Raw genomic sequence first — 22059 nt, 5'->3', positions numbered from 1 at the left:
AAACAGCTGGTCCATAAGAAAGCGGATGGCCACTGACCATCCGCTCGTTGCTAGCCGGAGCGAGTTCGAGATCGACGATTCGTCGATCCCGCTGATTCCTCGCTGTCTCTATTTATTGGAATCTGTCTCAGAGAACTCGGCATCGATTACATCATCGTCTCCGCCGGAACTACCACTGCCGCCGCCATCAGCAGCCTCGGGACCTGCACCAGGGGTGGCGCCATCGGGGCCTCCTGCCTGCTGGTAGATGTTACTGCTAATGGTGTACAGAGATTGTTGCAGTTCTGTGGTCAGAGCCTTGAGTTGATCGTAGTCTTCTTGGGCTACGGCATCCTTCAGAGCCTTGATTTGCCCCTCCACTTTCTCTTTTTCGGCAGCAGGGACTTTATCGCCCAGTTCACCGATCTGCTTCTCAGCTTGATACGCCAGAGAATCGGCTTGGTTCTTCAACTCGATGCGCTCGCGACGCTCCTGGTCAGCAGTGGCATTTTGTTCCGCTTCCTGCACCATGCGCTCGACCTCATTCTCATCCAGGGTGGACGCCCCAGTGATGGTAATGGATTGCTCTTTACCGGTGCCTTTATCCTTAGCGGTGACATTGAGAATGCCGTTGGCGTCAATGTCAAAGGTCACCTCGATTTGAGGCACGCCTCGAGGAGCCGGGGGAATACCATCCAATCGGAAGGTTCCTAGGCTCTTATTGTCATTGGCCATCTCCCGCTCACCTTGCAGGACATGGATCTCCACATTGGTCTGGCCATCTACCGCCGTCGAGAAGACCTCAGACTTCTTAGTCGGCACCGTGGTGTTGCGACTAATCAGTTTAGTCATGACCCCACCGAGGGTCTCAACCCCGAGAGATAGGGGAGTCACATCCAGCAGTAGGATATCCTTCACATCCCCGGCTAAGACTCCTCCTTGAATTGCCGCACCAATGGCAACCACCTCGTCCGGGTTCACGCTCTGGTTGGGATCTTTACCCAGAACTTTCTTAACGACGTCTTGCACGGCTGGGATGCGAGTAGACCCCCCAACCAGTACTACCTCGTCGATGTCGCCCTTATTGAGCTTGGCATCCTTGAGCGCATTCTCGACGGGAACACGACAGCGATCGATCAGGTCGGCACACAGCTCTTCAAACTTGGCCCGGGTTAGGGTCATCTCCAAGTGCTTAGGACCATCCTGGGTTGCCGTGATGAAGGGCAGGTTCACCTCTGCCTGGCTAACACTGGAGAGCTCAATCTTGGCCTTCTCGGCGGCTTCCGTTAACCGTTGCAGCGCCTGCTTGTCCTTACGCAGATCAATCCCTTCCTGGTGCTGAAATTCAGTGGCCAGATGGTCAACGATCTTCTTGTCAAAGTCATCACCACCTAAGTGAGTATCCCCTGAGGTGGCTAGCACTTCAAAGACTCCGTCGCCGACTTCTAGGATGGAGACGTCGAAGGTGCCCCCCCCTAAGTCAAAGACTAGGATGGTTTCATTACTCTTCTTATCGAGACCATAAGCCAACGAAGCCGCTGTAGGCTCGTTGATGATCCGGAGAACCTCCAAGCCAGCAATCTTACCGGCGTCTTTGGTGGCTTGGCGTTGGGAGTCGTTGAAATAAGCCGGTACGGTAATAACAGCCTGGGTCACTGACTCGCCAATGTACTTACTGGCATCATCCGCCAGCTTGCGCAGTACCTGGGCCGAGATCTCCTCCGGTGCAAACTGCTTACTAGCCTGGGGGCAATCTAGCTTAACGTTGTTGCCCACATTCAGCACGTTGTAGGAGACCTCAGTCGCCTCGTTTTTCACCTCATCATGGCGACGGCCGATGAAGCGTTTGACTGAATAGAAGGTGTTTTCTGGATTCATCACGGCTTGGCGCTTGGCGATTTGCCCAACCAAGCGATCGCCGTTTTTAGCGTAGGCAACCACTGAGGGGGTGGTGCGAAATCCTTCGGCGTTAGCGATGACAGTTGGCTTACCGCCTTCCATCACAGCTACGCAGGAGTTGGTAGTCCCGAGGTCGATTCCGACTACTTTTCCCATAAGTATAATGCTCCGGCTTGACAGCTATTTCTATAGTGCGGGTCTAGCTCGTTTCCCTGAAGGGGGGGTTACCGAACACATTTGGGGGAGGACAAGCTCGCTTATCATCAGAAACGGGGCGTCGCTGGAGGACGCCCCGCAGATTCGCTGACAGAGACATAACAATAGAGAAACCCATCCCCTAGGCATCTATACTTAGCTAGCTAGGTAACTACGCACGTCTGCCTTGCGCCGACGCAGATGCTTGAGAGCCTGTTGTTCGAGTTGACGCACTCGTTCCCGACTGATGTTCATGCGATGGCCCACCTTGGCCAGAGATAATTCGTTGCCATCTTCGAGGCCATAGCGCAGGGTAATCACTTCCTTTTGCTGGGGGGTTAGTTCTGCAAGCAGGTCACGAATATCCTGTTTGAGGGACTCCTGCACCGTATAGTTTTCTGGAGACACGCTATCGTCCTCCAGTAGCTCTTGCAGTTCTGTGTCTTGGTTATCACCAATGCGCACATCCAAGGAGATGGGCTGACGCGCCATCAGCAGGTAATCACGCACCTGCTTGGGCTCTAGCTCTAAGGCGTCGGCAATCTCGATCGCGTTAGGGCTACGCCCCAGACTCTGAGAGAGTTCCCGCTGGATTCGCTTGATCTTGTTCAGCTTTTCGGTGATGTGAATGGGCAACCGAATAGTGCGTGCCTGTTGGGCAATGGCCCGAGTAATGGCTTGGCGAATCCACCAGTAGGCATAGGTAGAAAATTTATACCCTTTCGTGGGATCAAATTTTTCTACTCCTCGCTCTAGCCCCAGGGTGCCTTCCTGAATCAAGTCCAGGAATTCTAGATTCCGTTTCTGATACTTCTTGGCAATGGCGACGACCAAGCGCAAATTGGCCTCAATCATTTTGCGCTTAGCCCGTTGCCCTTGACGCAACTTAGTCTTCAGCTCTGCCTCTGGAATGTCTGCCGCCTCAGCCCACTCTGCCGGGGTAGGCTCTCGATCTAGACGGTCTTCGAGAGCCTCTTTAGTATCCAGCAGAGTCATCATTTGCTGCACTTGCTTGCCTAGAACAATCTCTTGCTCATGGGTCAGCAGAGGAACACGACCGATCTCATGCAGGTAACTGCGCACGGCATCGGCTGTAAATAAGGGTTGAGCGTTGGAGTTACGGGTTTTGGTCTTTGGCATGGGGATGATTCGCCTCCGCTGACAAATCTGCTCGATAGTTCGCGATTAGAATAGACAAGGAGATGCAGGCTTTGAACCAGCAACGAATTCAGATAACAAAACCCCCGTTAGTCACACGTGGCGCTTTGGGGGAAGGCAACAGCGATAACCTGCACGAATTACTGCTTTAAGCTGCCTGCACTAGCATTGCCGACTCAATGGCTGAGGCGCTAGGTCGTCTACTGCTGGAGTGAATGACACCAATTGGTGGCCGTTGAGGAAATTGGCCGCAAATCGGATCCGTTATGAGTTCACGTTTACATACTATAACAACTTAAATGTTGCGTAAAGTGATGGCACTCAATTTCCTCTAATCATTCCTATTAGATTCACTAACAACAATTGGGGCATCCCAGCACTCTTTTAGGCTCCTCCACACACTCTTCATTGTGCCGGCAGCAATGGGATTCTCCAGGGCGGTCTTCCATAGGGATAGCCGTACTGCCGGTGACGTCATAAACAACGCTCGTATATCTATCCTGCCCAAGTTGTCTCTACTATTACCGCTGAGTCTGAAGATGAAATGACAACTGGATGAATAAGCTATGAACATCTAGGGGACTGCTATGGAGAGTAGCTGCCACGGCCCATCTGCATACCTCGACGCATTCACTTGCCGGCCAACTGCTATCGGATCAATGGGTATCGTTGTCTCCTTAGGGGTTACGGAGCCGTAGCAGGCGTCTATCCCTACTGGGGCCAGCTAATTTCAGTGTCGTCTCCTACTTTGATGCGAAATAAATAGCTAGCGGTGGGTTCATCGATCGGCGGGGAATCTCGCTGCAAAATCACCATATTAGATCCAATGACTGGACTGCGGGCCACCAAGTTCCCCTGGGGATCTCGCAGATACAGCTTCGAAAAAGATAGCTCCTGGGCTCGCTGTAGCAGATCTTGGCTGAGGCGGGTTTGTTGCGATCGCATCAGGGTATACCAGTCATCGCTGATATGAATTGTGAGAACCCCGTTAGCAAATTCTGCCTGCACCGACTGAATCAGATCCTCAGCATAGGTGGCCGTAATATCGGCCACTTGAGCCTGGATATCAGCAATGAGCTGAGGGTCAGGCATCATTGCCATAGCTTCAGGCTTCTCCGGAGTAGAGGCTGGCTTGGCCTGGGTAGAGGGAGCATCGCGCTTGGCTACTTGCTCCGACGACGTGTTGGAAGTATTGAATGAGCTAACCATCACGACTAGTATCCCCAGCACCACTAAGCTCCCTAACCACAAGCGGCTGCGAACCAGCATAGGCAACCAGCGACGAACACCCCGCGGCAGGCCAGTTTGGAGAGACTGACACAGAGTCTGCCAACCGCCACTAGCCCACTCTAACCCACGCTGCCATCGTTGGCGGTGCGAAGCTTCAGCAACGGACCGATCACCGTTAGCCTGACTATTCTGGCTATTATTAGCAGAGGAAGCCTCCCTTAGGGTTAGCGGCTCTGGAACGGATGCTGCAGCCTCTTCCTCAGCAGCATCTGATTCTGAATGCCTTGGCTCTTCAGCAGTCATGATTCACTCCTCTGGCGATAGCAACCCGTTTCCGGCCACCTTTACCTCAGTCAACTTACCTGAAAGCCGAGGTTGAGGTTGGATTAATGCCCCCAGCAGCTGCCATCAAACCACTGGTTGCAGCCTTCAACTAGCCTCTAAGCTTTAACCAGCATCTAACAGCGGCACTGACCTAAGCCAGTCTTTAAACCTAGAGCGTAAATCTTAATTACGGTTCAGGCTTGAGCCCCAGCCACCAGAGTCCTTCACCCTAGCTTATAACGTATCTGTTTCAGAGCTTAACGAAGAAATCGGAATTTGAGCACTCTGAATCGGTTAACGTGTAGACCATGAGCGAAACCATCACCATTGCCGGAATTGAAATTCCCAAAGCCGATTGGGATGCAACCCCTGCCAGTGTGCAAGCCGTGGTGATGGTGTTGAGTGAGCGTCTTGCGCACATTGAAGAGCAACTCAAGCAAAATTCGAGAAATTCATCCCGTCCCCCCTCCAGCGATACCTTGAGTCAGCGCCAAGCGAAACCAGAAGAGCCATCATCGAGCAAGCGCCGCGAGTCTAAGCGCTCACAAGGAGCCCAAGGAAAGAAGGGGCATCGCGGCCCAGCCAAAGGATTTGGCTTTTATCCGGTCGAGGCGGCTCATCTGCTAAGTGTTGGGGTAATATGAATTTCTCCATCCCTGGGTATTTGTTTTGACATATTAGGGCCTCATCTAAGAATCAGGGCTTTTCAGATACAGCAGATCTCAATAGATTGTGAAATTCTGGCTTGGCTTCAACTTCATCTTGTTGGCAGGTGGCGAGAAACTCGTAGAGTTGGTCTTTGGAGACAACGGGAAAGGTGGGGGTGCGATCGCCCCCAGACAGAAACGGGAAGCTACTGGGCAATCGCCGCTAACAACTGCGATCGCGCTTCTTCCGGCAAGTCCACAAAAACGAACTGCTCCTTCGTATACAGATAATCTTCACCTGATTCGTCAATGATCCGCAGACACCCAACGGCGTCAGCATTTTCATCTGGCAGCACTCGATAAACCTTCCACGCTTCGATGTCTCCATCCGCTTCACCGGAGACACAGATAGCAAATTGCACATTGGCATCAGATGAGTTCATCGGCCCTAATCCAAGACACGCTTAACTTTCATTTTACGCCGACCAATTCCGTGGGCTTCATACCAGTGAACTTCAGCCCGACGCACTTCTCCATTTGGGAACCGAACCAGTCCCACACCCTTGAGCTTTCGCCATCGCCGCCCACCAAATGCATCTTTAAGCCGCTGTAACTCCCGGATCGATAAGTTGACCGCAATCACTTCGATATCGGTCAGGCCGCCGATGAGTTCAAATTTGCTGCTCATTTTGTAGAGAGAGAAGCCCAGTTTTTGAAAACCGGGCTTCTGGTTAAAGGTGTTAAGGAAGGTCGGTGGTGCCCCTGGGGTGCGATCGCCCTTTGAGCTAGGCTCGCTGCAACACGCCTAGGGCCTCTAGCAGCTGCCGATTGTCTTCCAGGGCGACTTTGGCAATGGCCAGATAGTCGCTGAGCCAGCCTTGCAGGGCATCCAGAGCGGCGTCGCGGGCCTGGGTGGCGGCTTGGCCTCGCCTTTTTCTCGCTCTTGGCTGAGGTTGCTAGCGGCCACGGCCTGAACCTGGGCGAGGCCGGCCTGGAGCTTGTCGGCGGTGATGCCAAAGGCGCTGAAGCCCTCTAGCACAGCGGCATTGGCCAGGGCGTTGGTGTAGAACTGGTTGGCCTGGGCCAGCCAACCGGCCAGGGGGCGCTTACGCTGGCCGTTCAGGCTTAGCTGGGTGGCAATGCCAACATCCCCCCTAAAGGCGACGCGAGCGATCTTGAGCAGGCGCATGTAGGTGGCGTTGGCCACGGCGCGGTTGGCCTCCAGCTCGGCGGTGGCGGATCGTTGCGCTCCTGCCTTCCGTTGCTGGGTGGCTTGGGCGTTGAGAGCCGCGGCGTAGAGGGCCTTGCCCTGCTGGATGCGATCGGCGGTGTAGCCAAAGTCGCTGAGGGTGGTGAGAATTTGCTCGTGGTTGAGGGCGTTGTTGATGGCGACTTGTGCCTGGTGCAGTAGACCGTCGATGCTGTAGGCGTGATCAATTTTAGGGGCGACGCAGCGATTGCCACCAACGGCCAATGATTTCCAAAAAGCATTGGCGTTAGCTTCATGCCCCTGGCTTGATAGAGCTTCGAGGGCAGTCTGCTTATTGTTAATCGCGAGTTGACAATCCGGGTTAATTGCCAGGGCGACGTCATAGACGGCGATCGCCTCCTCATAGCGCCCTAATTCAGCTAGCACCAAGCCTTTGTTGTAGAGCGCTTCGTGGTCGTCCGGGTTAATCGCCACCGCCGCATCATAGGTGCCCCCTTTCGTGGAACAAGGATACTGCTCTTAGCCTTGTGTCCGACAATCGGGGGTCATTTCACCCCATCCCTTGGCAAGGCTGTCACAGCCATGACACCCTTGCCGATCTCAAACACTCACTCCTCAATCAACTCGGCGGCAGGTAGATGGATGAATTACAGTGCCTGGACAACTGGCGTTTACTGCACGGAGGCAAAAAACTCCTTAGACTTGACCGGATCGGGGGTCATGGTCTTGTCGCCGGGTTGCCAACCAGCAGGACAGACCTCATCCGGGTGGCTTTGCACATATTGAATGGCCTGCAAAACCCGTAGGGTTTCATCCACGTTACGGCCAAAGGACAGATTATTGACGGTAGCGTGTTGAATGACGCCGTCCTTATCGATGAGGAAGAGGCCCCGCAAAGCCACTCCAGCATCAGGATCTAGCACATTGTAAGCAGTGCTGATGTCTTTTTTGATGTCTGACACCAGGGGATAGTTCAAATCACCCACTCCTCCCATCTTACGGTCGGTTTGAATCCAGGCAAGATGGGAAAACTCACTATCGACAGAAACTCCCAGTATTTCGGTGTTGAGCTCCTTGAATTCACCGTATCGGTCGCTAAACGCCGTGATTTCAGTTGGACAGACAAAGGTGAAATCTAGAGGATAGAAGAACAGCACCACATACTTGCCCCGATAATCAGACAGCTTAATGGTCTTGAACTCCTGATCGACAACGGCGGTTGCCGTAAAGTCAGGTGCAGCTTGACCAACTCGGAGGCAGCCTTCAGTCTGGGACGTCATGAACTCGGTCTCCTACAAAGATACTGTCGCAGCTTACTCGACATATCAGCTGTCGAAGGTGGCACCAGCTGATCGCGGCGCAACGTTACGACTGTATCACGGTCCAACCGCTTTAAAGTACCACTCATTGAGCGGCTCAACTCTCTGAAGATCCCACTATACTCCTGGAATCTCAGTGCTACAGATCCAACCCAACGGGTAGTTAATGGATTGGCAGGGTCTTAGGCTAGCTAACCAATGCTGTAGGATGGCTCAGGCGTGATTTGAACACGCGACCAAGGGCTTATGAGTCCCCTGCTCTACCGCTGAGCTACTGAGCCATAGTTGCCTAACGGCAAAAGCCACCGCCGATTTTTGACAACTGCCGATTTTTGACAACTCTAGAAGGATATCACGAAATCAATCGGTGCGTTAACAGCCCATTCAGTTGATGGGGCTAAAACTTGAGCAAGACCCCGAATGAATGTGCCTTGCTCAAGTCGCCAATAGCCTTAGCGGGACGGGAGATGGGCAATTGGGTTCACCGTACCCTGCCCTGGCAGATGGATCTCAAAGTGCAGGTGAGGGCCGGTGCTACGGCCGGTACTCCCCATTTCAGCAATCTGTTGCCCTTGCCGCACCTGTTGCCCAGTTCGCACCAATAGGCGGCTATTGTGGGCATAGCGAGTCATACTGCCGTCAGGATGACGAATATCCACCAGATTGCCGTAGCCACCGGAGTTCCAGCCAGCTCGCTCTACTGTGCCATCTGCCGCAGCCACGATGGGAGTGCCCACGGGGCCAGCCACATCAATGCCTCGGTGCATACGGCCCCAGCGCCAGCCATAGCCGGAGGTCAATGTGCCTCGAGCGGGCCAGGTGTAGCCGTCAAACCGATTGGGAGCCTCCGGCAGGTATTCTTCTGGCCCTGGCAGTAGGGGCATATCTGGAGAAACCTGGCGTCCCACCGAGGAGCGGTTAATGGGAGCGTAGATTTCGGAACCGAGGGGCGCCGCCGCGAGTAACTCCCGTTCAGCTACGCCTAATGGCCGTTCAGACGGAGAGGAAACGACGTCTTTTTCTTCAATGACGGCGTGGTTGCTACCGGCTGTAGACGGTTCAGTTGCCGACTGCTCCGTGACTTGTTGGCCAGGATGGGCCGCGATGACCTCTTTAGTGTCTGATTGCTGTAGCGATCGCACCTCTGCCAGCAAGTTGGCCACAGAGGCATCTGTCGACGAAGAATCTGTCGACAGCGTCACCGATCTCGGTAACTGGCTCGGGGTTTCCGGCCCTGTAGTCTGCTCTAAGGTGCCCTCTTCTACAGCCGCTGTCACTGGAGATACCAGGTGCCCGGGTGCCTGCCGAGAATGACTCTGTCCCAGCTGGGCAGTGCTACCAGGTGCAGGGACAGCAGCGTCGATGGTGAGCTGGGATGCAGGGATTGCAGCTATCTCGGCCGAGCGGGGTTGACTGGCTTCTGGAGGGGCTGCGGCTGACCTGGCAGGCAGTGTCTCTGACTCAGGCAGATGCAGGGTGTCTCCCACCACAATCTTGTCTGGGTCACTCAAGCCATTGGCTCGAGCCAGCATGTCTTTCGAAACACCTTGCTTAGAGGCAATGTGAGACAAGGTATCGCCTGCCTGAACCCGATAGGCCGCTACCTCAGAGGAGCCTGAACGCTCCTCAGGATGAGCCTCAACGGTCGAGTCAGACGTGAGGGTCCCCGCTTGATCCACAGCCGCTGGTTCAGCGGCTGCACCCCCAGGAGCTTCTGCTGGCTTAGTGGCGGACTGCTGACGGCTAACCAGGGAAGCCATGGTCTGCTGACCAGCAGGCATGGAAGCGTCAGACGATGCAGTGGCTGCCTCGGCCTCTGCCATGGCAATAGTAGCAGTGGTTGGGGCCGAGGCTGATTCTACCGGAGCCGCTTCGACGCTACCTCCCACAGACAATTTAACGCTGCTGCTGGCAGCGCTATCGGGTAACTGAACTGCCAAATGAACTGGCGATTCCACCGCTGCCGCCTCAGGGGAGGCTGCTTCTACGGGGACTCGCAACACCTGACCTACCTGTAACGTATGGTCAGGAGCCATACTATTGGCTTGCTTCAGTGCCTTGACATCTACCTGGTGTAGGTGAGCGATATGCCAAAGGCTCTCGCCTGCTTCAACGGTGTGATAGACGGCCTGCTGAGAAAGCGTCGGGGACGATGCTGTTGCATCTGGCGCGCTAGTCCCTAGAGCTGCCGCCGAATACTCTGCGGGCAGAGTTGCCGCTAGAGCTTCCGTAGAACGGGGCATCAACGTTCCAGAGGCACCGACAGAGAGTGCTAAACCTAACACAGCAGCGGATTGGCGCACTCTAGAACAGCCTCCTGTAAGCCCTGGCCTAGTCCTATCCATCGAGGATGAATCAGGATTCGACGTAGGCTCCTGCGAAAATGCTCGTTTCAAGGAACGACCTCCTTAGACCAGCGTTCAACTGTTTCCACAACACCGACCCACCTTGAGGCTAACGATGACGTATGCCGAAGGATGCGGTGTGAAACATCGAGCATGGTGGTTTTCCACCGGAGATTGGCCTTGACTAGGTAACATTACCCTAGCCTTAGCAACTTAGGCAACCTTTACATGAGTGCCCATAAAATTCAATTATTCGCCTTGATGCATAGGTCAACGATAAAAGCCGATAAAAGCTCTGGTGGACTTTACTAACTCAGGGATTTTTTAAGTCCAACTTTTCATCGCCATAAAAATGTCTAATCTTTGACAGTGTCAAGACATGCGCTTCAACCCTTACGCTAGTTGTCTCAGGGCATTATGGCGTCAAAATGATTGAATCAGCATCTGGTCGAGGAGCACTTCATCGAAGGTTTTAACCCGGGGGAATCTCCTGTCAAGAGAAAATAGACTACCCGGTGATAGCGGGGATGGTTCCATAGAAAATCCTTATTGAAAAATCGCCTGTTTCGTAGTCTCGGCAACCAATTTTATGGGCAGGTCTTCTCTGGAGAGGAAGGAGTTGCTGAGCTGGGATAAGATGCGGTCAGGATTGCTTATCAATTGAGTCGCTGTTCAACGTTGCAGTGATAGAGCCAATTCAATTCAAAATCATGGAGACTCGGCTGGATGTCTGGCCTCGAGTCGGTGCGCGGTTACTGGATCTGGTTCAGCTGACGTAGGGCCTCAAACAGGCCAATGGTGACACTAACGGAGAGATTGAGACTGCGAACCTGGGGTTGAATCATCGGAATATGTAGGGTGCGATCGCACCGAGCCAGCACCGTCCTAGATAACCCCGTCGTCTCCGCCCCGAATAATAGCCAATCATCCTGGTGAAATTCAAAAGTGATATAGCTCTGCTCTCCTGAAGTACTAAAGCCAATCCAGCGGCCGCCGCGCTGGTCCCGGTGATGGGCGAAACTGTCCCAATCCTCATGGACCTTGAGGCTGACATGGGGCCAATAGTCCAGACCCGCTCGTTTCAAGTAGCGATCACTCAATTCAAAGCCCAAGGGCTTGATTAAATGCAATTCCTGAGCCATGGCGGCACAGGTTCGGGCAATATTGCCAGTATTGGGCGGAATCTGCGGATTTACTAACACGACCCGAGGCATACACGCTTCTTTAGCACACTGGCTCCTTAACTACCAGCCGACCGCTCAGGATAGCGACGGAGCTATAGAATTTTTTAATATATCGGTGATCCCGACAACCGATCGGGGCCGCTAATCCAGGCGAGCCACTGATGTCAAGCCTAGTGCCTGCCACGTGGCCACAAGCTCAACATCCATTGGCAGCCCCATCCCCCCTTAGGCAACCTTCGGTTCACAGATATCGTCGCTCAGGCCCTCTTCCTGACGCCGCATGGTGTCAATGGCCTGTACCACCACCTGAGAGACACTAGCAGTCTGGGCTTGGCGTAACCACAGCTGGGCCTCGTTGCCCTGGCGCAGAATTTTTTTCAGGGGCACCAGAAAGCAGCTGATGCCGTAGGCCTTAGCCGTGGGCCAGACCTGATCATAGAGTTGCTGCAGCCAATCGGCGGCCAAGATGGGGCTACCATCACGCCAGTGCCGCAGTTGGGCCTCCAGACTCTGATCGGCCACGGCGATCTCATTGGCATCTGTCAGCTGCAAGAGCTCGTCAGCCCGAGTGTGGGCCGCTAATTGGCTCGACTCCAGCGGATCGAGACTGGGATCCTGGAACAATTGCAACAGCCGAGCTTCCAGTAACGCCGTCACCGCCAACAGCTGAACCGGATCACTGACTAAGTCACAGATCCGCAACTCGAGACGATTCAGGCAATAGGGACGGCGATCGCCGTTGGGGCGCACCGATAGCCATAGGTGGCGCACATTTTGCATAGACCCCTGCTCTAGCTGGTGTTCTGTCCACTGAATATGGTGCTGATGGCTTTCAAACAGAGGCACTTGGGGCGGTGTTTTCGGGAAGACGCGCCAACGGCTAGAATGAGCCCCTGTGATCTGCCCCCCTAAGAAAGGAGATGAGGCCGTCAAGGCTAAGTAGAGGGGCGCTTCCACTCGCACTAAACGGCAAGCTTGCATTAGCAACTCGGGATTCGCAATGCCAATGTTGATATGCACACTGGCGGTGACAACCTTGGTGCCATAGGTGTGCTCAATATAGGTGTGGTAAGGATTATCAGGGTCAGACCGATAGAATCGGTGGGTATCTCCTAGGGCCAAGCTGCTGCCAGGAATCAGCGTGTAGTTCCCCAACTGCTTTAGGTAGGCGCGCAGCTGCTGACGGGGTCTGACTAATTCGCATAAGAGCTGCTCATAACGACGCAGGGGGGGAGTAGTGTATTCAACATTGCGACTATCGGGTTCACGGACAAATCCATTCAGATCGGCCACGATCCGATCTGACAAGCCCACAATGTTGCCTGCCGGGGTACCTGTGTAGAGTTCGACTTCAAAGCCTTTGGAGAGCAGCACAAATCGCCTCAATGAGAGAGTGTTGTCTCTATAGTATCGAGGCGTGGTCCATCGCCGATGCTCTCTCGTCTGCAGAGATAGCTTAGAGATGATCTGGCGAGCGCCCATCTCCCTTGCCACAGCCGGCAAGAGACTGGATAACAACTGTGATGATGCGGATGAAAGGACTTGAACCTTCACGCCCGAAGGCACTAGAACCTAAATCTAGCGCGTCTACCAATTCCGCCACATCCGCGTTCGGCTCTGTATTGTAGCAATAAATTCTGCCATCGTCTTGCTCTGGGCCCCAAGAAAGTGCCTGAGCCTGCCCTGGATTGCCATTAAGGACCGCGGGGAAGTCATCCCCGATACAGCCAGTTGCACTATATACCGCCCTGTAGCCGGTTCTACTATATATATAGGCGTAATAGATGTAATAGATATAGGCGTAGTACTGGCCAGATGGCTGAGGACAGGATGCCTCTGTGGCAGCTTCACACTCAGGAGCACGCTAGCCATGGTCCTACAAAGCTTTGTGGCGGTTGCTATAGAATCGAAGCCTAGCTAGGATACCAGGCTTTATTATTAAGAAAAGTGTCTATCCTATCGCGTCATGCTGCTTCTACTTGTCGTCCTGAGGTGCGGTCATAGCTTGGCCACTGTGGGAACAGACTCTGAGTCAACAGGGTGAGTAGGGCGCTAGGATGTAGCGCACACGTCGGACACACGAGGAGAGACCAAGACGGATGGGTAAAGTAGTCGGCATTGACCTGGGCACCACCAACTCAGTTGTAGCGGTGATGGAAGGGGGGAAGCCTATTGTCATTGCCAATGCCGAGGGGATGCGCACCACCCCGTCCGTAGTTGCCTTCAGCAAGGAAGGAGAGAGATTGGTGGGTCAAATGGCCCGGCGACAAACGGTGTTGAATCCACAGAATACCTTCTACGGGGTCAAACGCTTCATGGGACGGCGGTATGCCGAACTCCCACCAGAGCTGAAGCAGGTCCCTTATACCATTCGGCGGCAGGAATCCGGTGGGATTCGCTTGGACTGTCCGCGATTGGAAAAGAGTTTTGCGCCGGAAGAGCTCTCCGCCATGATTCTGCGTAAGTTGGCGGATGAAGCCAGTCGCTATTTGGGACAGCCGGTGACGGGGGCCGTGATTACGGTGCCAGCCTACTTTAATGATGCTCAACGCCAAGCGACTCGGGATGCCGGGCGCATTGCCGGGCTAGAGGTGAAGCGAATCCTAAATGAGCCCACGGCTGCTTCTTTGGCCTATGGTTTGGAGCAATCCTACAGTCAAACCATCATGGTGTTTGATTTAGGCGGTGGCACCTTCGATGTCTCCCTATTAGACGTGGGCGACGGTGTCTTTGAGGTGCGGGCTACCGCTGGCGATGATCAACTGGGCGGGGTGAACTTTGACCAGCGGATCGTCGATTGGTTAGCGGATTTATTCTTAGAGCAGGAAGGCATTGACCTGCGACGGGATCGCCAGGCCCTGCAACGCCTGACGGAGGCCGCTGAGAAGGCCAAGATTGAGCTGTCTGGGGTGACTGTCACCGAGATTAATTTGCCCTTCATTACCGCGACTGAGGATGGTCCCAAACACCTGGAGACCCGATTGACTCGAGCCCAGTTTGAGGGCATGTGCGGCGATTTGCTCAGTCGCCTGCGGGGACCCTTGAAGCGGGCCTTTGCCGATGCCGGGGTCTCCCCCAGCCAGATCGATGAAGTGGTCTTGGTGGGCGGTGGCAGCCGTATGCCCATGGTGCAGGATTTGGTGCGATCGCAAATTAATCTAGAGCCCAACCAAAACGTCAACCCCGACGAAGTGGTTGCCGTGGGGGCAGCCATCCAAGCCGGCATTCTCACCCGGGATCTGCAAGACATCCTGCTGCTAGATGTGACTCCCCTATCCTTAGGCCTAGAGACCATCGGCGGGGTGATGAAGAAACTAATCCCCCGCAACACCACCATTCCGGTGCGGCGCGCCGACGTCTTCTCCACCTCCGAGAATAATCAAACCGCCGTCGAGATCCATGTCTTGCAAGGAGAGCGGGAGATGGTCCGCGACAACAAGTCCCTGGGACGTTTTAAGCTCATGGGCATTCCCCCGGCGCCGCGAGGGGTGCCCCAGATCACCGTCGCCTTCGACATCGATGCCAACGGCATTTTGCAAGTGTCCGCCATGGATAAAACCACCGGGCGAGAGCAGGTGCTGACCGTGCAGGGGGCCTCGAATCTATCGGAGGCCGATGTGCAACAGATGATTCGAGAGGCAGAAGAATTCGCCGAAACCGATCGGTTGCAGCGGGAACGGGTAGAAAAACGCAACCGGGCCGAAGCCCTGACTTATCAGGCCGAGCGGCTACTGCGAGAAGTGGCCCTAGACTTCGGCATGCAATTCGCCCGCGACCGCCGCCGCCGCATTGAAAGTCTGATTCAGGAACTGCGCGATTACCTAGCCCAAGCCGATGAGCGGGGCATTGATATTGCCCAAGCCGACCTGCAAGACGAATTGTATGACCTGAACCGAGAAGCCTATCTCTATGAAGACGAAGACGAGGGCGATCTACTGGGGCAAATCGGTGGCACCCTGCGTCGCACCTTTCGCGGCGAGCCAGAACCAGAACCAGCCCCCAGCTATCGCGACAATTGGGATCGCAACCTAGGTTGGGAAGACGATTGGTTAGACGACCGCCGTCCTCCCCGTTACGACAATCGGCCTGACTACGGAGCACCCGCCCCGCGCCGGGCCCCGGCCGCTGCCTGGGGAAGAGATTGGGATCATGCCGCAAATCAGCGTCGCCCTCGTCGGCCCCAGCCGCGGGACCCCTATCCCCCCCGAACCACCAGCGAGCGACAATTGGGATCGCAACCAGGTATGGGAAGGATTATCTAGACGACCGCAGTACTCCCCCTTACGACAACCGGCCTGAAGATGGAGTATCCGCCGGCTGCTTCCCGGCGAGGCGGACGTCCTCCCAGGCGACAGCCCCCCCAGGATCGGGGCAATGGGCCGCCACGGTCTCAACCGGCCTCTCCCGATAATGCTCCTCCCAGGCGCTACGATGACGAAGACTGGGGTGATGAGGATGAATGGTTCTAGGGGCAGCCGTCTCCGCCATGGCCCTAGGAGATGGCCCCCTCCTGATTTGGTTCAATCTATTCATTGTCAAATAGCCACGATTCATGCAGAACTTTCGGAACTATTACGAGATTCTGGGAGTTGCCAGAGATGCGCCGCTGGAAGATATTAAGCGGGCCTACCGTCGTTTAGCTCGGCAATACCATCCGGATATGAATCCGGGGGATAAAACCGCAGAGGAGCAATTCAAGCTGCTGGGAGAAGCCTATGAAGTGCTCTCGGACAGCGATAAGCGAGCCCAGTATGAAGAGTTCAGTCGCTTTTGGAAACAGAAGGGATTCAGCAATCCCTTCGGCCGCAATAGGTCTGCGGCTGGGCGCAGTAGCCGCGTTCCCTTGGATGATGTTGACTTTGCCGAATTTCGGGACTTCGATAATTTCGTTGACCAACTGCTGAATCGCCATCGCGACAATGGGGGCAGCAATGGCAGCCAGGTGCCAGAACGGGATCCCTATCGCCCGGGTAAGCGTAAGACAGCCTACACAGTAGCCAGTAGTCGTCCTGGTCGTCGCGACGCCGAAGCAAATCTCACCGTCCCCCTGGAAAAGGCCTATGCCGGCGGTCGGGAGCGCATTCGCTTAGAAGATGGCCGCTCCTTAGAAGTGGATATGCCCCCCGGGATGATTACCGGACACCGGATTCGGCTCAAAGGGCAAGGCATTGGCGGTGGCAATCTCTATTTGCGGATTGAAGTGGAGCCCCATCCCTTCTTCACGTTGCAGGGAGATGATATCGTCTGCCGTTTGCCCCTAACCCCCAGCGAAGCAGTCCTGGGCGGCGTGATTGAAGTGCCCACTTTGGATGGCCCCGTACGCATGACTATTCCCGCTGGAGTTCAGCCGGGGCAGCGCCTGCGCATGGCGGGTAAAGGCTATCCCGTGGGCCAGCAGCGGCGCGGGGATCAGATTGTGGTGGTCCGGATCGGGGTGCCTAGCTACCTGAGCGATCGGGAGAAAGCCCTCTATGAAGAACTGCGAGCCATCGAAACCTTTGATCCTCGAGCCGACTTGCCGGTATGACTGGATGACAGATTGGGATCGTTAAGGAACATTTCAGTGATAAGCTTTAGGATGGCGCTTTGGAACCTAAGACTGTCTTAAGGAAGCCGCCGCAACAGCTGATCACGAGATAGGCGCAAGCATGGTCACCACTGCAGAGAAAACGAATATCGGCTACATTACTCAAGTCATTGGCCCCGTTGTAGACGTGAAGTTTCCCGGCGGAGCGCTCCCCCAGATTTACAACGCCCTCAGCATCACGGGCACCAATCCTACCGGGAAAGAGATTTCAGTTACCTGTGAGGTGCAACAGCTGCTGGGAGACTCCCAGGTACGGGCTGTTGCCATGAGCTCTACCGAGGGCATGGTGCGCGGCATGGAAGTGGTAGACACCGGTGCTCCCATCAGCGTGCCGGTGGGGACGCCTACCCTGGGTCGCATCTTCAATGTCCTGGGTGAACCCGTAGATGAGAAGGGGCCCGTCAATCTCGACAACACGTCGCCGATCCACCGGCCGGCCCCCAAGATGACCGAGTTAGAGACGCAGCCGTCAGTCTTTGAAACCGGCATTAAGGTGATCGATCTGCTGGCCCCCTATCGCCGTGGCGGTAAAGTTGGTCTGTTTGGTGGCGCCGGTGTCGGCAAGACGGTGTTGATTCAGGAGCTGATCAATAACATTGCCAAAGAGCATGGCGGCGTCTCGGTGTTTGGCGGTGTGGGTGAGCGCACCCGGGAGGGGAATGACCTCTATAACGAATTCATCGAGTCTGGTGTGATTAACTCTGAAGACCTGAGCCAGTCTAAGGTGGCTCTGGTCTATGGTCAGATGAACGAGCCCCCTGGTGCTCGCATGCGGGTGGGCCTGTCGGCGCTGACCATGGCTGAGTACTTCCGGGATGTCAATAAGCAGGATGTGCTGCTGTTCATTGACAATATTTTCCGATTTGTGCAAGCAGGGTCTGAGGTGTCGGCGCTGCTAGGCCGGATGCCCTCGGCTGTGGGCTATCAGCCCACCTTGGGCACGGAGATGGGAGACCTGCAGGAGCGCATTACCTCTACCACAGAAGGCTCCATTACCTCGATCCAAGCCGTCTATGTGCCGGCCGACGACTTGACCGACCCGGCTCCAGCCACCACCTTTGCCCACCTGGATGCCACCACGGTATTGTCGCGGGCCCTGGCGTCTAAGGGCATTTATCCAGCGGTAGATCCCCTAGACTCTACCTCTACGATGCTCCAGCCCAGTGTGGTGGGGGATGAGCACTATCAAACCGCTCGGGCGGTGCAATCCACGTTGCAGCGCTACAAAGAGTTGCAGGATATCATCGCCATCCTGGGCTTGGACGAATTGTCTGAAGACGACCGGCTGACGGTGGCTCGGGCGCGTAAGATTGAGCGATTTCTATCTCAGCCCTTCTTTGTAGCCGAGGTCTTTACCGGGTTGACTGGTCAGTATGTCTCTCTGGAAGAGAATATCAAAGGCTTCCAGATGATCTTGAATGGCGAGCTGGACGATGTGCCTGAGCAGTGCTTCTACTTGAAGGGCAACATCGATATGGTTCTAGAGGCGGCCGAGAAGGTCAAAGCCGAAGGCTAACGATTAGCAGCGCGGGTGGCTGACGAGAGTGTCAGTTGCCCGGGGATATTGCAAGGCTCGGTATTCTAAACGTTCAAGCAGTGGTTTAAGGCAGCTATGGCATTGACAGTGCGGGTGGTTGCGCCCGACAAAACGGTTTGGGATTCGTCGGCAGCAGAGGTGATTCTGCCGAGTACCACAGGGCAGCTTGGTATTCTCAGTGGGCACGCACCACTGTTAACGGCCCTAGATGTGGGCGTGATGCGGCTGCGCTCCGATAAGGAGTGGGTTGCGATCGCATTGATGGGAGGGTTTGCTGAAGTCGAGAATGATGAGGTGACCATTCTTGTCAACGGTGCCGAGCGCGGCGAGAGCATCGATAAAGATGCCGCTCGCTCAGCCTATGAAGACGCTCAAGCCGCCATTGGCCAGGTTCCTCCCAATAATCGTCAAGGGGCGATCCAAGCCAAGCAGACGTTGAAGCGGGCTCGGGCCCGACTGCAGGCAGCTGGCGGCCTACTGGAATAGCCCAATCTCCAAGGAGAGGGCGGACAGCATGGCCTCCATGGGTTCTTTCACAGGCGACCTTCGTTCCAACTGTCTGGGCATTCAGCTGCGCCGCTAACGCCCCTTCGGCTCGGCGACCCATGTAATTGCCCCCAATTCTATCCCAATCGCTGGCTACGCCCCATCAAGGAGTGGGCTGGATGACACTAAGATGACACTAATAGGTCGGAGGCGCTAGGCCGAATGGCCTTTACAGACAGGTAATCCCGCTTTTCGCCAAGCCATCATGCCGCCCGTGACATTAAACACTTGGGTGAAGCCTACATTAGCCAGGATTTGAGCTGCGATCGGACTGCGGTGAGCCGTCAGGCAGATAATAGCGATCGGTTCATCTTTAGAGAGATCCCAAAACCACTTCGGCAGTGCCCAGTTACGTAGCAACGGCACCGGAGCCATCAGAATGCGCGGCAAGCTCAGGTTGATAGCGTTGGGTGCATGAAATAAGGTGTATTCAAAACGACTCCTGACATCGAGCAGTCGCAAAGGTTTGGAGGATTGAACCCATTCTGCTGGGGATAGATCAATGACGTTTGACTGAGTTGAAGAGATAGATGCCATGACAAACCTTTCTCATGTTGGAAAATAGGCGATCGCGAGAACGCTGGGACTGGAGGAATTAATTTCCGATTGGCATCATGATTGACTGAGAACTGCTGTGAACTGCCAGACTCAATCAAGTGGCCGATAGGTAATCGTTCATCATCCCTATGCAGCCGGCAGCATTGAAGCATCTGTTGCAAATCGAACCCTCAGATGATCGCCTTCTAGTTTGGCTCCTGCCGGTTGCAAAGTCGCTAACGCCTGAGGGAGCACCAGATTGCGACGATGATTGCCAATCCGAATATTGAGTTCATCCCCCGTCTTGTGCAAATGGATTTGCGCCTTGGGGATATTGGGGAGATAAACTTCTAGATGGTAGCCCTCAGACTGCTGAATCACCTGGATCGTAGTCTCCCGGTAATAAACCTGGGTGGGATCTTCATTGCCATAGAGGTTTTCCTTCAGATGCTCCAGTGCCTTCAAACCACAGAGTTCTTCACTGTAAAGTGGCACTTCTTTGATGGGCAGAGGCTGAAAGTTCTCCTGAATTTCCTGGCGATACTGCTGCTGCATCTCTTTCCAGCGGGCGAAAAAGGGATCGCTCACCTGCTCAGGAATGATGCGATTGGCAATTACCAGGTCAGTGGCCACGTTGTACAGACTCAAATAAGCATGAGCTCGGAGTGACTCTTTAATCACCATTTTTTCAGGGTTGGTGACTAATCGAACGGTGGTTTGAGCGTTATCAGTTAGGACTCGTTCCAGTGCTTCAATTTGTTCGTAGAACTCGTAAGGGGCATCCATCACCTCGCGATTGGGCAGCGAGAAGCCGGTGACCCGCTTGAAAATCGGTTCAAATACCGGACTTAGCGTATTGGCCATACCCTGGAAGGGTTTATAGAAGCGGCGCACATACCAGCCAGAAATTTCTGGCAAGCTCAGCAACCGTAGCGCAGTGCCTGTAGGGGCTGAGTCTACAATCAAGACATCAAAATCGCCCGCATGGCAATGGCGCTTCATGCGCACTAGCGCAAAAATTTCATCCATCCCAGGTAGAACTGAAAGCTCTTCCGCTTGCACCCCATCCATTCCCTGGGCCTGGAGCACGTCTGTAATGTAGCGTCGTACTGCTCCCCAGTTTTGCTCCATTTCTCTCAATGCATCCAGCTCCGCTCCCCACAGATTCGGTCGAATCGGTTTCGGATCATGCGCCAATTCCCGATCAAAGCTGTCTGCCAGCGAATGGGCTGGGTCGGTACTCAAGACTAGGGTGCGATACCCCAGTTCTGCTGCACGTAGTGCTGTGGCCGCAGCAACCGAGGTTTTACCGACCCCACCTTTTCCGGTCATTAAAATGATGCGCATTGATAAAATACCTCTTCTTTGCAAGTCGTTATTGACACGATTAAGCCATCAAGGCTAAACCCACCAGGGCGGTTCGCCTGTGCGAGGGTCAGTCTCCGTCCAGGGATACAGCCAAATGGCGTCATCCTTCACAGCCACATGCGCAAGCTTCAGCGGCAGATTAGCCGGTCCCCGCACCACAACCCCATCTGGCGTGTAGCGCGAGCCGTGACATGGACATTGAAACTGCTGATCCAGGGGATTCCACGGAAAGGTGCAGCCCAGGTGAGTGCAGTTATTGACGATGCCTATAGGCTCTAACGTGCCATCGTCTTTAACGGTGAGATAGGTGGGCTCGCTGGCGAGTCCGGCAATCAACGCCCGAGTTCCGGGGGGTTCGGCTAAGAGTTGACTGGCGGGAATCGGGGTGCCGTGTTGATCTTTCGCCAGAGTACCCCCGCCTTCACTCACCTCTGAGGGCGGCACCAAGAATTTAGCGGCAGGATATAGGGCTGAACCTACGGTAGCCGCCACCGCAGCACCCGTCAGGAAGTTCAGCAATTGCCGCCGTGACATCGATGGGCTTTCAAATGGAATGGTATAATACATAACTCTGATCGACCTCCTGTAATTTGGGGGCGATCGCACTTGATCGCCCCAGAATAGTGACATCTAGGCTTGTGGCGTTTGGTCTGCCTTGCGGGTATTAATCCTCAGCAGACTGTAAAGCGCACAGAAACCAAATAAGCCAGTCAGCGCTGCGATCGCTCCGATCACATCCAAGCCAATGCCCAAAGCCGAGCCAGAATATACGCTCGTGCCTAGGTAGAGCAGTACACCCGCTAGCATGAAGCGAATCATGCGATCCAGCATTCCAACGTTGTTAGTCATGAGGTTGACCTCCTAAGTGAATTACAAGTGTTGTTGAATCTGGGGCGGCGTTTGGCCCCCAGCGCAATAGTGGGATTAGAGTTTCAAGCAGCGGCAGGAACCACACTCGGCAGTCGCTCCATTACGGTCTGCATCTTTTGGCTGG

Annotated in this window: 21 protein-coding genes and 2 tRNA genes; 6 read left to right on the top strand and 17 right to left on the bottom strand. The window is 54.7% G+C overall.

Annotated features, from left to right (window positions below; genetic code table 11):
• Nucleotides 1–108 precede the first annotated feature (108 nt).
• From dnaK (XM38_RS20935) to XM38_RS20925, 3 genes are all read right to left on the bottom strand, one after another.
• Nucleotides 109–2034 (bottom strand): molecular chaperone DnaK, encoded by a 1926-nt coding sequence (gene dnaK, locus XM38_RS20935; protein ID WP_088430942.1) that lies wholly within the window; start codon nucleotides 2032–2034, stop codon nucleotides 109–111.
• A 195-nt stretch (nucleotides 2035–2229) separates the two neighbouring features.
• Nucleotides 2230–3213: an RNA polymerase sigma factor, RpoD/SigA family gene (locus XM38_RS20930; RefSeq protein ID WP_080805963.1), complete on the bottom strand. Its 984-nt coding sequence runs from the start codon at nucleotides 3211–3213 to the stop codon at nucleotides 2230–2232.
• 729 nt (nucleotides 3214–3942) lie between these two features.
• Nucleotides 3943–4764 (bottom strand): hypothetical protein, encoded by an 822-nt coding sequence (locus tag XM38_RS20925; RefSeq protein WP_088430940.1) that lies wholly within the window; start codon nucleotides 4762–4764, stop codon nucleotides 3943–3945.
• 329 nt (nucleotides 4765–5093) lie between these two features.
• Here XM38_RS20925 and XM38_RS20920 point away from each other — a divergent pair, with 329 nt between their 5' ends.
• On the top strand, nucleotides 5094–5429 hold the full coding sequence (locus XM38_RS20920; protein ID WP_187329492.1) for a DUF6444 domain-containing protein: 336 nt from the start codon (nucleotides 5094–5096) through the stop codon (nucleotides 5427–5429).
• 52 nt (nucleotides 5430–5481) lie between these two features.
• Here XM38_RS20920 and XM38_RS26180 read toward each other — a convergent pair whose 3' ends face one another.
• The 10 genes from XM38_RS26180 to XM38_RS20875 form a co-directional block, all read right to left on the bottom strand.
• Entirely contained in the window at nucleotides 5482–5649 is a 168-nt protein-coding gene (locus XM38_RS26180) for a hypothetical protein (protein WP_187329491.1), read from the bottom strand.
• On the bottom strand, nucleotides 5639–5875 hold the full coding sequence (locus XM38_RS20915; protein WP_080805959.1) for a hypothetical protein: 237 nt from the start codon (nucleotides 5873–5875) through the stop codon (nucleotides 5639–5641). The genes XM38_RS26180 and XM38_RS20915 overlap by 11 nt, the downstream gene beginning before the upstream one ends.
• A gap of 5 nt (nucleotides 5876–5880) precedes the next feature.
• Nucleotides 5881–6120 (bottom strand): hypothetical protein, encoded by a 240-nt coding sequence (locus XM38_RS20910; RefSeq protein WP_080805958.1) that lies wholly within the window; start codon nucleotides 6118–6120, stop codon nucleotides 5881–5883.
• A 126-nt stretch (nucleotides 6121–6246) separates the two neighbouring features.
• On the bottom strand, nucleotides 6247–7116 hold the full coding sequence (locus tag XM38_RS20905; RefSeq protein ID WP_080805956.1) for a tetratricopeptide repeat protein: 870 nt from the start codon (nucleotides 7114–7116) through the stop codon (nucleotides 6247–6249).
• A gap of 197 nt (nucleotides 7117–7313) precedes the next feature.
• On the bottom strand, nucleotides 7314–7922 hold the full coding sequence (locus XM38_RS20900; RefSeq protein ID WP_080805954.1) for a peroxiredoxin: 609 nt from the start codon (nucleotides 7920–7922) through the stop codon (nucleotides 7314–7316).
• 248 nt (nucleotides 7923–8170) lie between these two features.
• Nucleotides 8171–8242: transfer RNA gene (locus XM38_RS20895), tRNA-Met, on the bottom strand.
• A 171-nt stretch (nucleotides 8243–8413) separates the two neighbouring features.
• Complete coding sequence (locus tag XM38_RS20890; RefSeq protein ID WP_187329490.1) at nucleotides 8414–10204, bottom strand: peptidoglycan DD-metalloendopeptidase family protein; 1791 nt, start codon at nucleotides 10202–10204, stop codon at nucleotides 8414–8416.
• A gap of 854 nt (nucleotides 10205–11058) precedes the next feature.
• A complete protein-coding gene (locus tag XM38_RS20885) occupies nucleotides 11059–11520 on the bottom strand; it encodes a tRNA (cytidine(34)-2'-O)-methyltransferase (protein ID WP_080805951.1) in 462 nt (153 codons plus the stop codon).
• A gap of 195 nt (nucleotides 11521–11715) precedes the next feature.
• Nucleotides 11716–12864 (bottom strand): glutamate--cysteine ligase, encoded by a 1149-nt coding sequence (gshA, locus tag XM38_RS20880; RefSeq protein ID WP_088431813.1) that lies wholly within the window; start codon nucleotides 12862–12864, stop codon nucleotides 11716–11718.
• A 153-nt stretch (nucleotides 12865–13017) separates the two neighbouring features.
• A tRNA-Leu gene (locus tag XM38_RS20875) sits at nucleotides 13018–13099 on the bottom strand.
• A 490-nt stretch (nucleotides 13100–13589) separates the two neighbouring features.
• Here XM38_RS20875 and dnaK (XM38_RS20870) point away from each other — a divergent pair.
• From dnaK (XM38_RS20870) to atpC, 5 genes are all read left to right on the top strand, one after another.
• Entirely contained in the window at nucleotides 13590–15752 is a 2163-nt protein-coding gene (gene dnaK / locus XM38_RS20870; protein WP_088430938.1) for a molecular chaperone DnaK, read from the top strand.
• 39 nt (nucleotides 15753–15791) lie between these two features.
• Nucleotides 15792–15959 carry a hypothetical protein gene (locus XM38_RS26175; RefSeq protein ID WP_187329489.1) on the top strand — a complete coding sequence of 56 codons (168 nt, stop codon included), beginning with the start codon at nucleotides 15792–15794 and terminating at the stop codon, nucleotides 15957–15959.
• Nucleotides 15960–16042: 83 nt separating this feature from the next.
• Nucleotides 16043–17017 (top strand): DnaJ C-terminal domain-containing protein, encoded by a 975-nt coding sequence (locus tag XM38_RS20865; protein ID WP_080805949.1) that lies wholly within the window; start codon nucleotides 16043–16045, stop codon nucleotides 17015–17017.
• Nucleotides 17018–17138: 121 nt separating this feature from the next.
• Nucleotides 17139–18593, top strand: coding sequence for a F0F1 ATP synthase subunit beta (gene atpD, locus XM38_RS20860; RefSeq protein ID WP_080805947.1), 1455 nt, complete (start codon nucleotides 17139–17141; stop codon nucleotides 18591–18593).
• 96 nt (nucleotides 18594–18689) lie between these two features.
• The gene (gene atpC / locus XM38_RS20855; protein WP_088430936.1) at nucleotides 18690–19100 is read left to right on the top strand and encodes an ATP synthase F1 subunit epsilon; all 411 of its coding nucleotides are present in this window, start codon (nucleotides 18690–18692) and stop codon (nucleotides 19098–19100) included.
• Between the two features lie 213 nt (nucleotides 19101–19313).
• On the opposite strand, the gene XM38_RS20850 is transcribed toward atpC, so the two are convergent.
• The 4 genes from XM38_RS20850 to XM38_RS20835 form a co-directional block, all read right to left on the bottom strand.
• Nucleotides 19314–19697 (bottom strand): rhodanese-like domain-containing protein, encoded by a 384-nt coding sequence (locus tag XM38_RS20850; protein ID WP_080805944.1) that lies wholly within the window; start codon nucleotides 19695–19697, stop codon nucleotides 19314–19316.
• A gap of 147 nt (nucleotides 19698–19844) precedes the next feature.
• Entirely contained in the window at nucleotides 19845–21044 is a 1200-nt protein-coding gene (locus XM38_RS20845; protein ID WP_080805942.1) for a TRC40/GET3/ArsA family transport-energizing ATPase, read from the bottom strand.
• Nucleotides 21045–21098: 54 nt separating this feature from the next.
• A complete protein-coding gene (petC, locus tag XM38_RS20840) occupies nucleotides 21099–21632 on the bottom strand; it encodes a cytochrome b6-f complex iron-sulfur subunit (RefSeq protein ID WP_080805940.1) in 534 nt (177 codons plus the stop codon).
• 63 nt (nucleotides 21633–21695) lie between these two features.
• On the bottom strand, nucleotides 21696–21914 hold the full coding sequence (locus tag XM38_RS20835; RefSeq protein ID WP_080805939.1) for a YgaP family membrane protein: 219 nt from the start codon (nucleotides 21912–21914) through the stop codon (nucleotides 21696–21698).
• Between the last annotated feature and the right edge of the window lie 145 nt (nucleotides 21915–22059).

The sequence above is a fragment of the Halomicronema hongdechloris C2206 genome (genome assembly GCF_002075285.3).
In the GTDB taxonomy this organism is placed as follows: Bacteria; Cyanobacteriota; Cyanobacteriia; order Phormidesmidales; family Phormidesmidaceae; genus Halomicronema_B; species Halomicronema_B hongdechloris.
This window is presented reverse-complemented; position numbering and strand designations above follow the sequence as displayed.

Bases quoted from the DNA above. Each gene is read 5' to 3' on its own strand.
- XM38_RS20925 (WP_088430940.1), bottom strand. From the start codon at position 4,764: ATGACTGCTGAAGAGCCAAGGCATTCAGAATCAGATGCTGCTGAGGAA.
- atpC (WP_088430936.1), top strand. From the start codon at position 18,690: ATGGCATTGACAGTGCGGGTGGTTGCGCCCGACAAAACGGTTTGGGAT.
- atpD (WP_080805947.1), top strand. From the start codon at position 17,139: ATGGTCACCACTGCAGAGAAAACGAATATCGGCTACATTACTCAAGTC.
- XM38_RS20920 (WP_187329492.1), top strand. From the start codon at position 5,094: ATGAGCGAAACCATCACCATTGCCGGAATTGAAATTCCCAAAGCCGAT.
- XM38_RS20835 (WP_080805939.1), bottom strand. From the start codon at position 21,914: ATGACTAACAACGTTGGAATGCTGGATCGCATGATTCGCTTCATGCTA.
- dnaK (WP_088430942.1), bottom strand. From the start codon at position 2,034: ATGGGAAAAGTAGTCGGAATCGACCTCGGGACTACCAACTCCTGCGTA.
- XM38_RS20845 (WP_080805942.1), bottom strand. From the start codon at position 21,044: ATGCGCATCATTTTAATGACCGGAAAAGGTGGGGTCGGTAAAACCTCG.
- XM38_RS20900 (WP_080805954.1), bottom strand. From the start codon at position 7,922: ATGACGTCCCAGACTGAAGGCTGCCTCCGAGTTGGTCAAGCTGCACCT.
- XM38_RS20885 (WP_080805951.1), bottom strand. From the start codon at position 11,520: ATGCCTCGGGTCGTGTTAGTAAATCCGCAGATTCCGCCCAATACTGGC.
- petC (WP_080805940.1), bottom strand. From the start codon at position 21,632: ATGTATTATACCATTCCATTTGAAAGCCCATCGATGTCACGGCGGCAA.
- XM38_RS20915 (WP_080805959.1), bottom strand. From the start codon at position 5,875: ATGAACTCATCTGATGCCAATGTGCAATTTGCTATCTGTGTCTCCGGT.
- XM38_RS20865 (WP_080805949.1), top strand. From the start codon at position 16,043: ATGCAGAACTTTCGGAACTATTACGAGATTCTGGGAGTTGCCAGAGAT.
- XM38_RS20850 (WP_080805944.1), bottom strand. From the start codon at position 19,697: ATGGCATCTATCTCTTCAACTCAGTCAAACGTCATTGATCTATCCCCA.
- XM38_RS20910 (WP_080805958.1), bottom strand. From the start codon at position 6,120: ATGAGCAGCAAATTTGAACTCATCGGCGGCCTGACCGATATCGAAGTG.
- dnaK (WP_088430938.1), top strand. From the start codon at position 13,590: ATGGGTAAAGTAGTCGGCATTGACCTGGGCACCACCAACTCAGTTGTA.
- XM38_RS20930 (WP_080805963.1), bottom strand. From the start codon at position 3,213: ATGCCAAAGACCAAAACCCGTAACTCCAACGCTCAACCCTTATTTACA.
- XM38_RS26175 (WP_187329489.1), top strand. From the start codon at position 15,792: ATGGAGTATCCGCCGGCTGCTTCCCGGCGAGGCGGACGTCCTCCCAGG.
- XM38_RS20890 (WP_187329490.1), bottom strand. From the start codon at position 10,204: ATGCCCCGTTCTACGGAAGCTCTAGCGGCAACTCTGCCCGCAGAGTAT.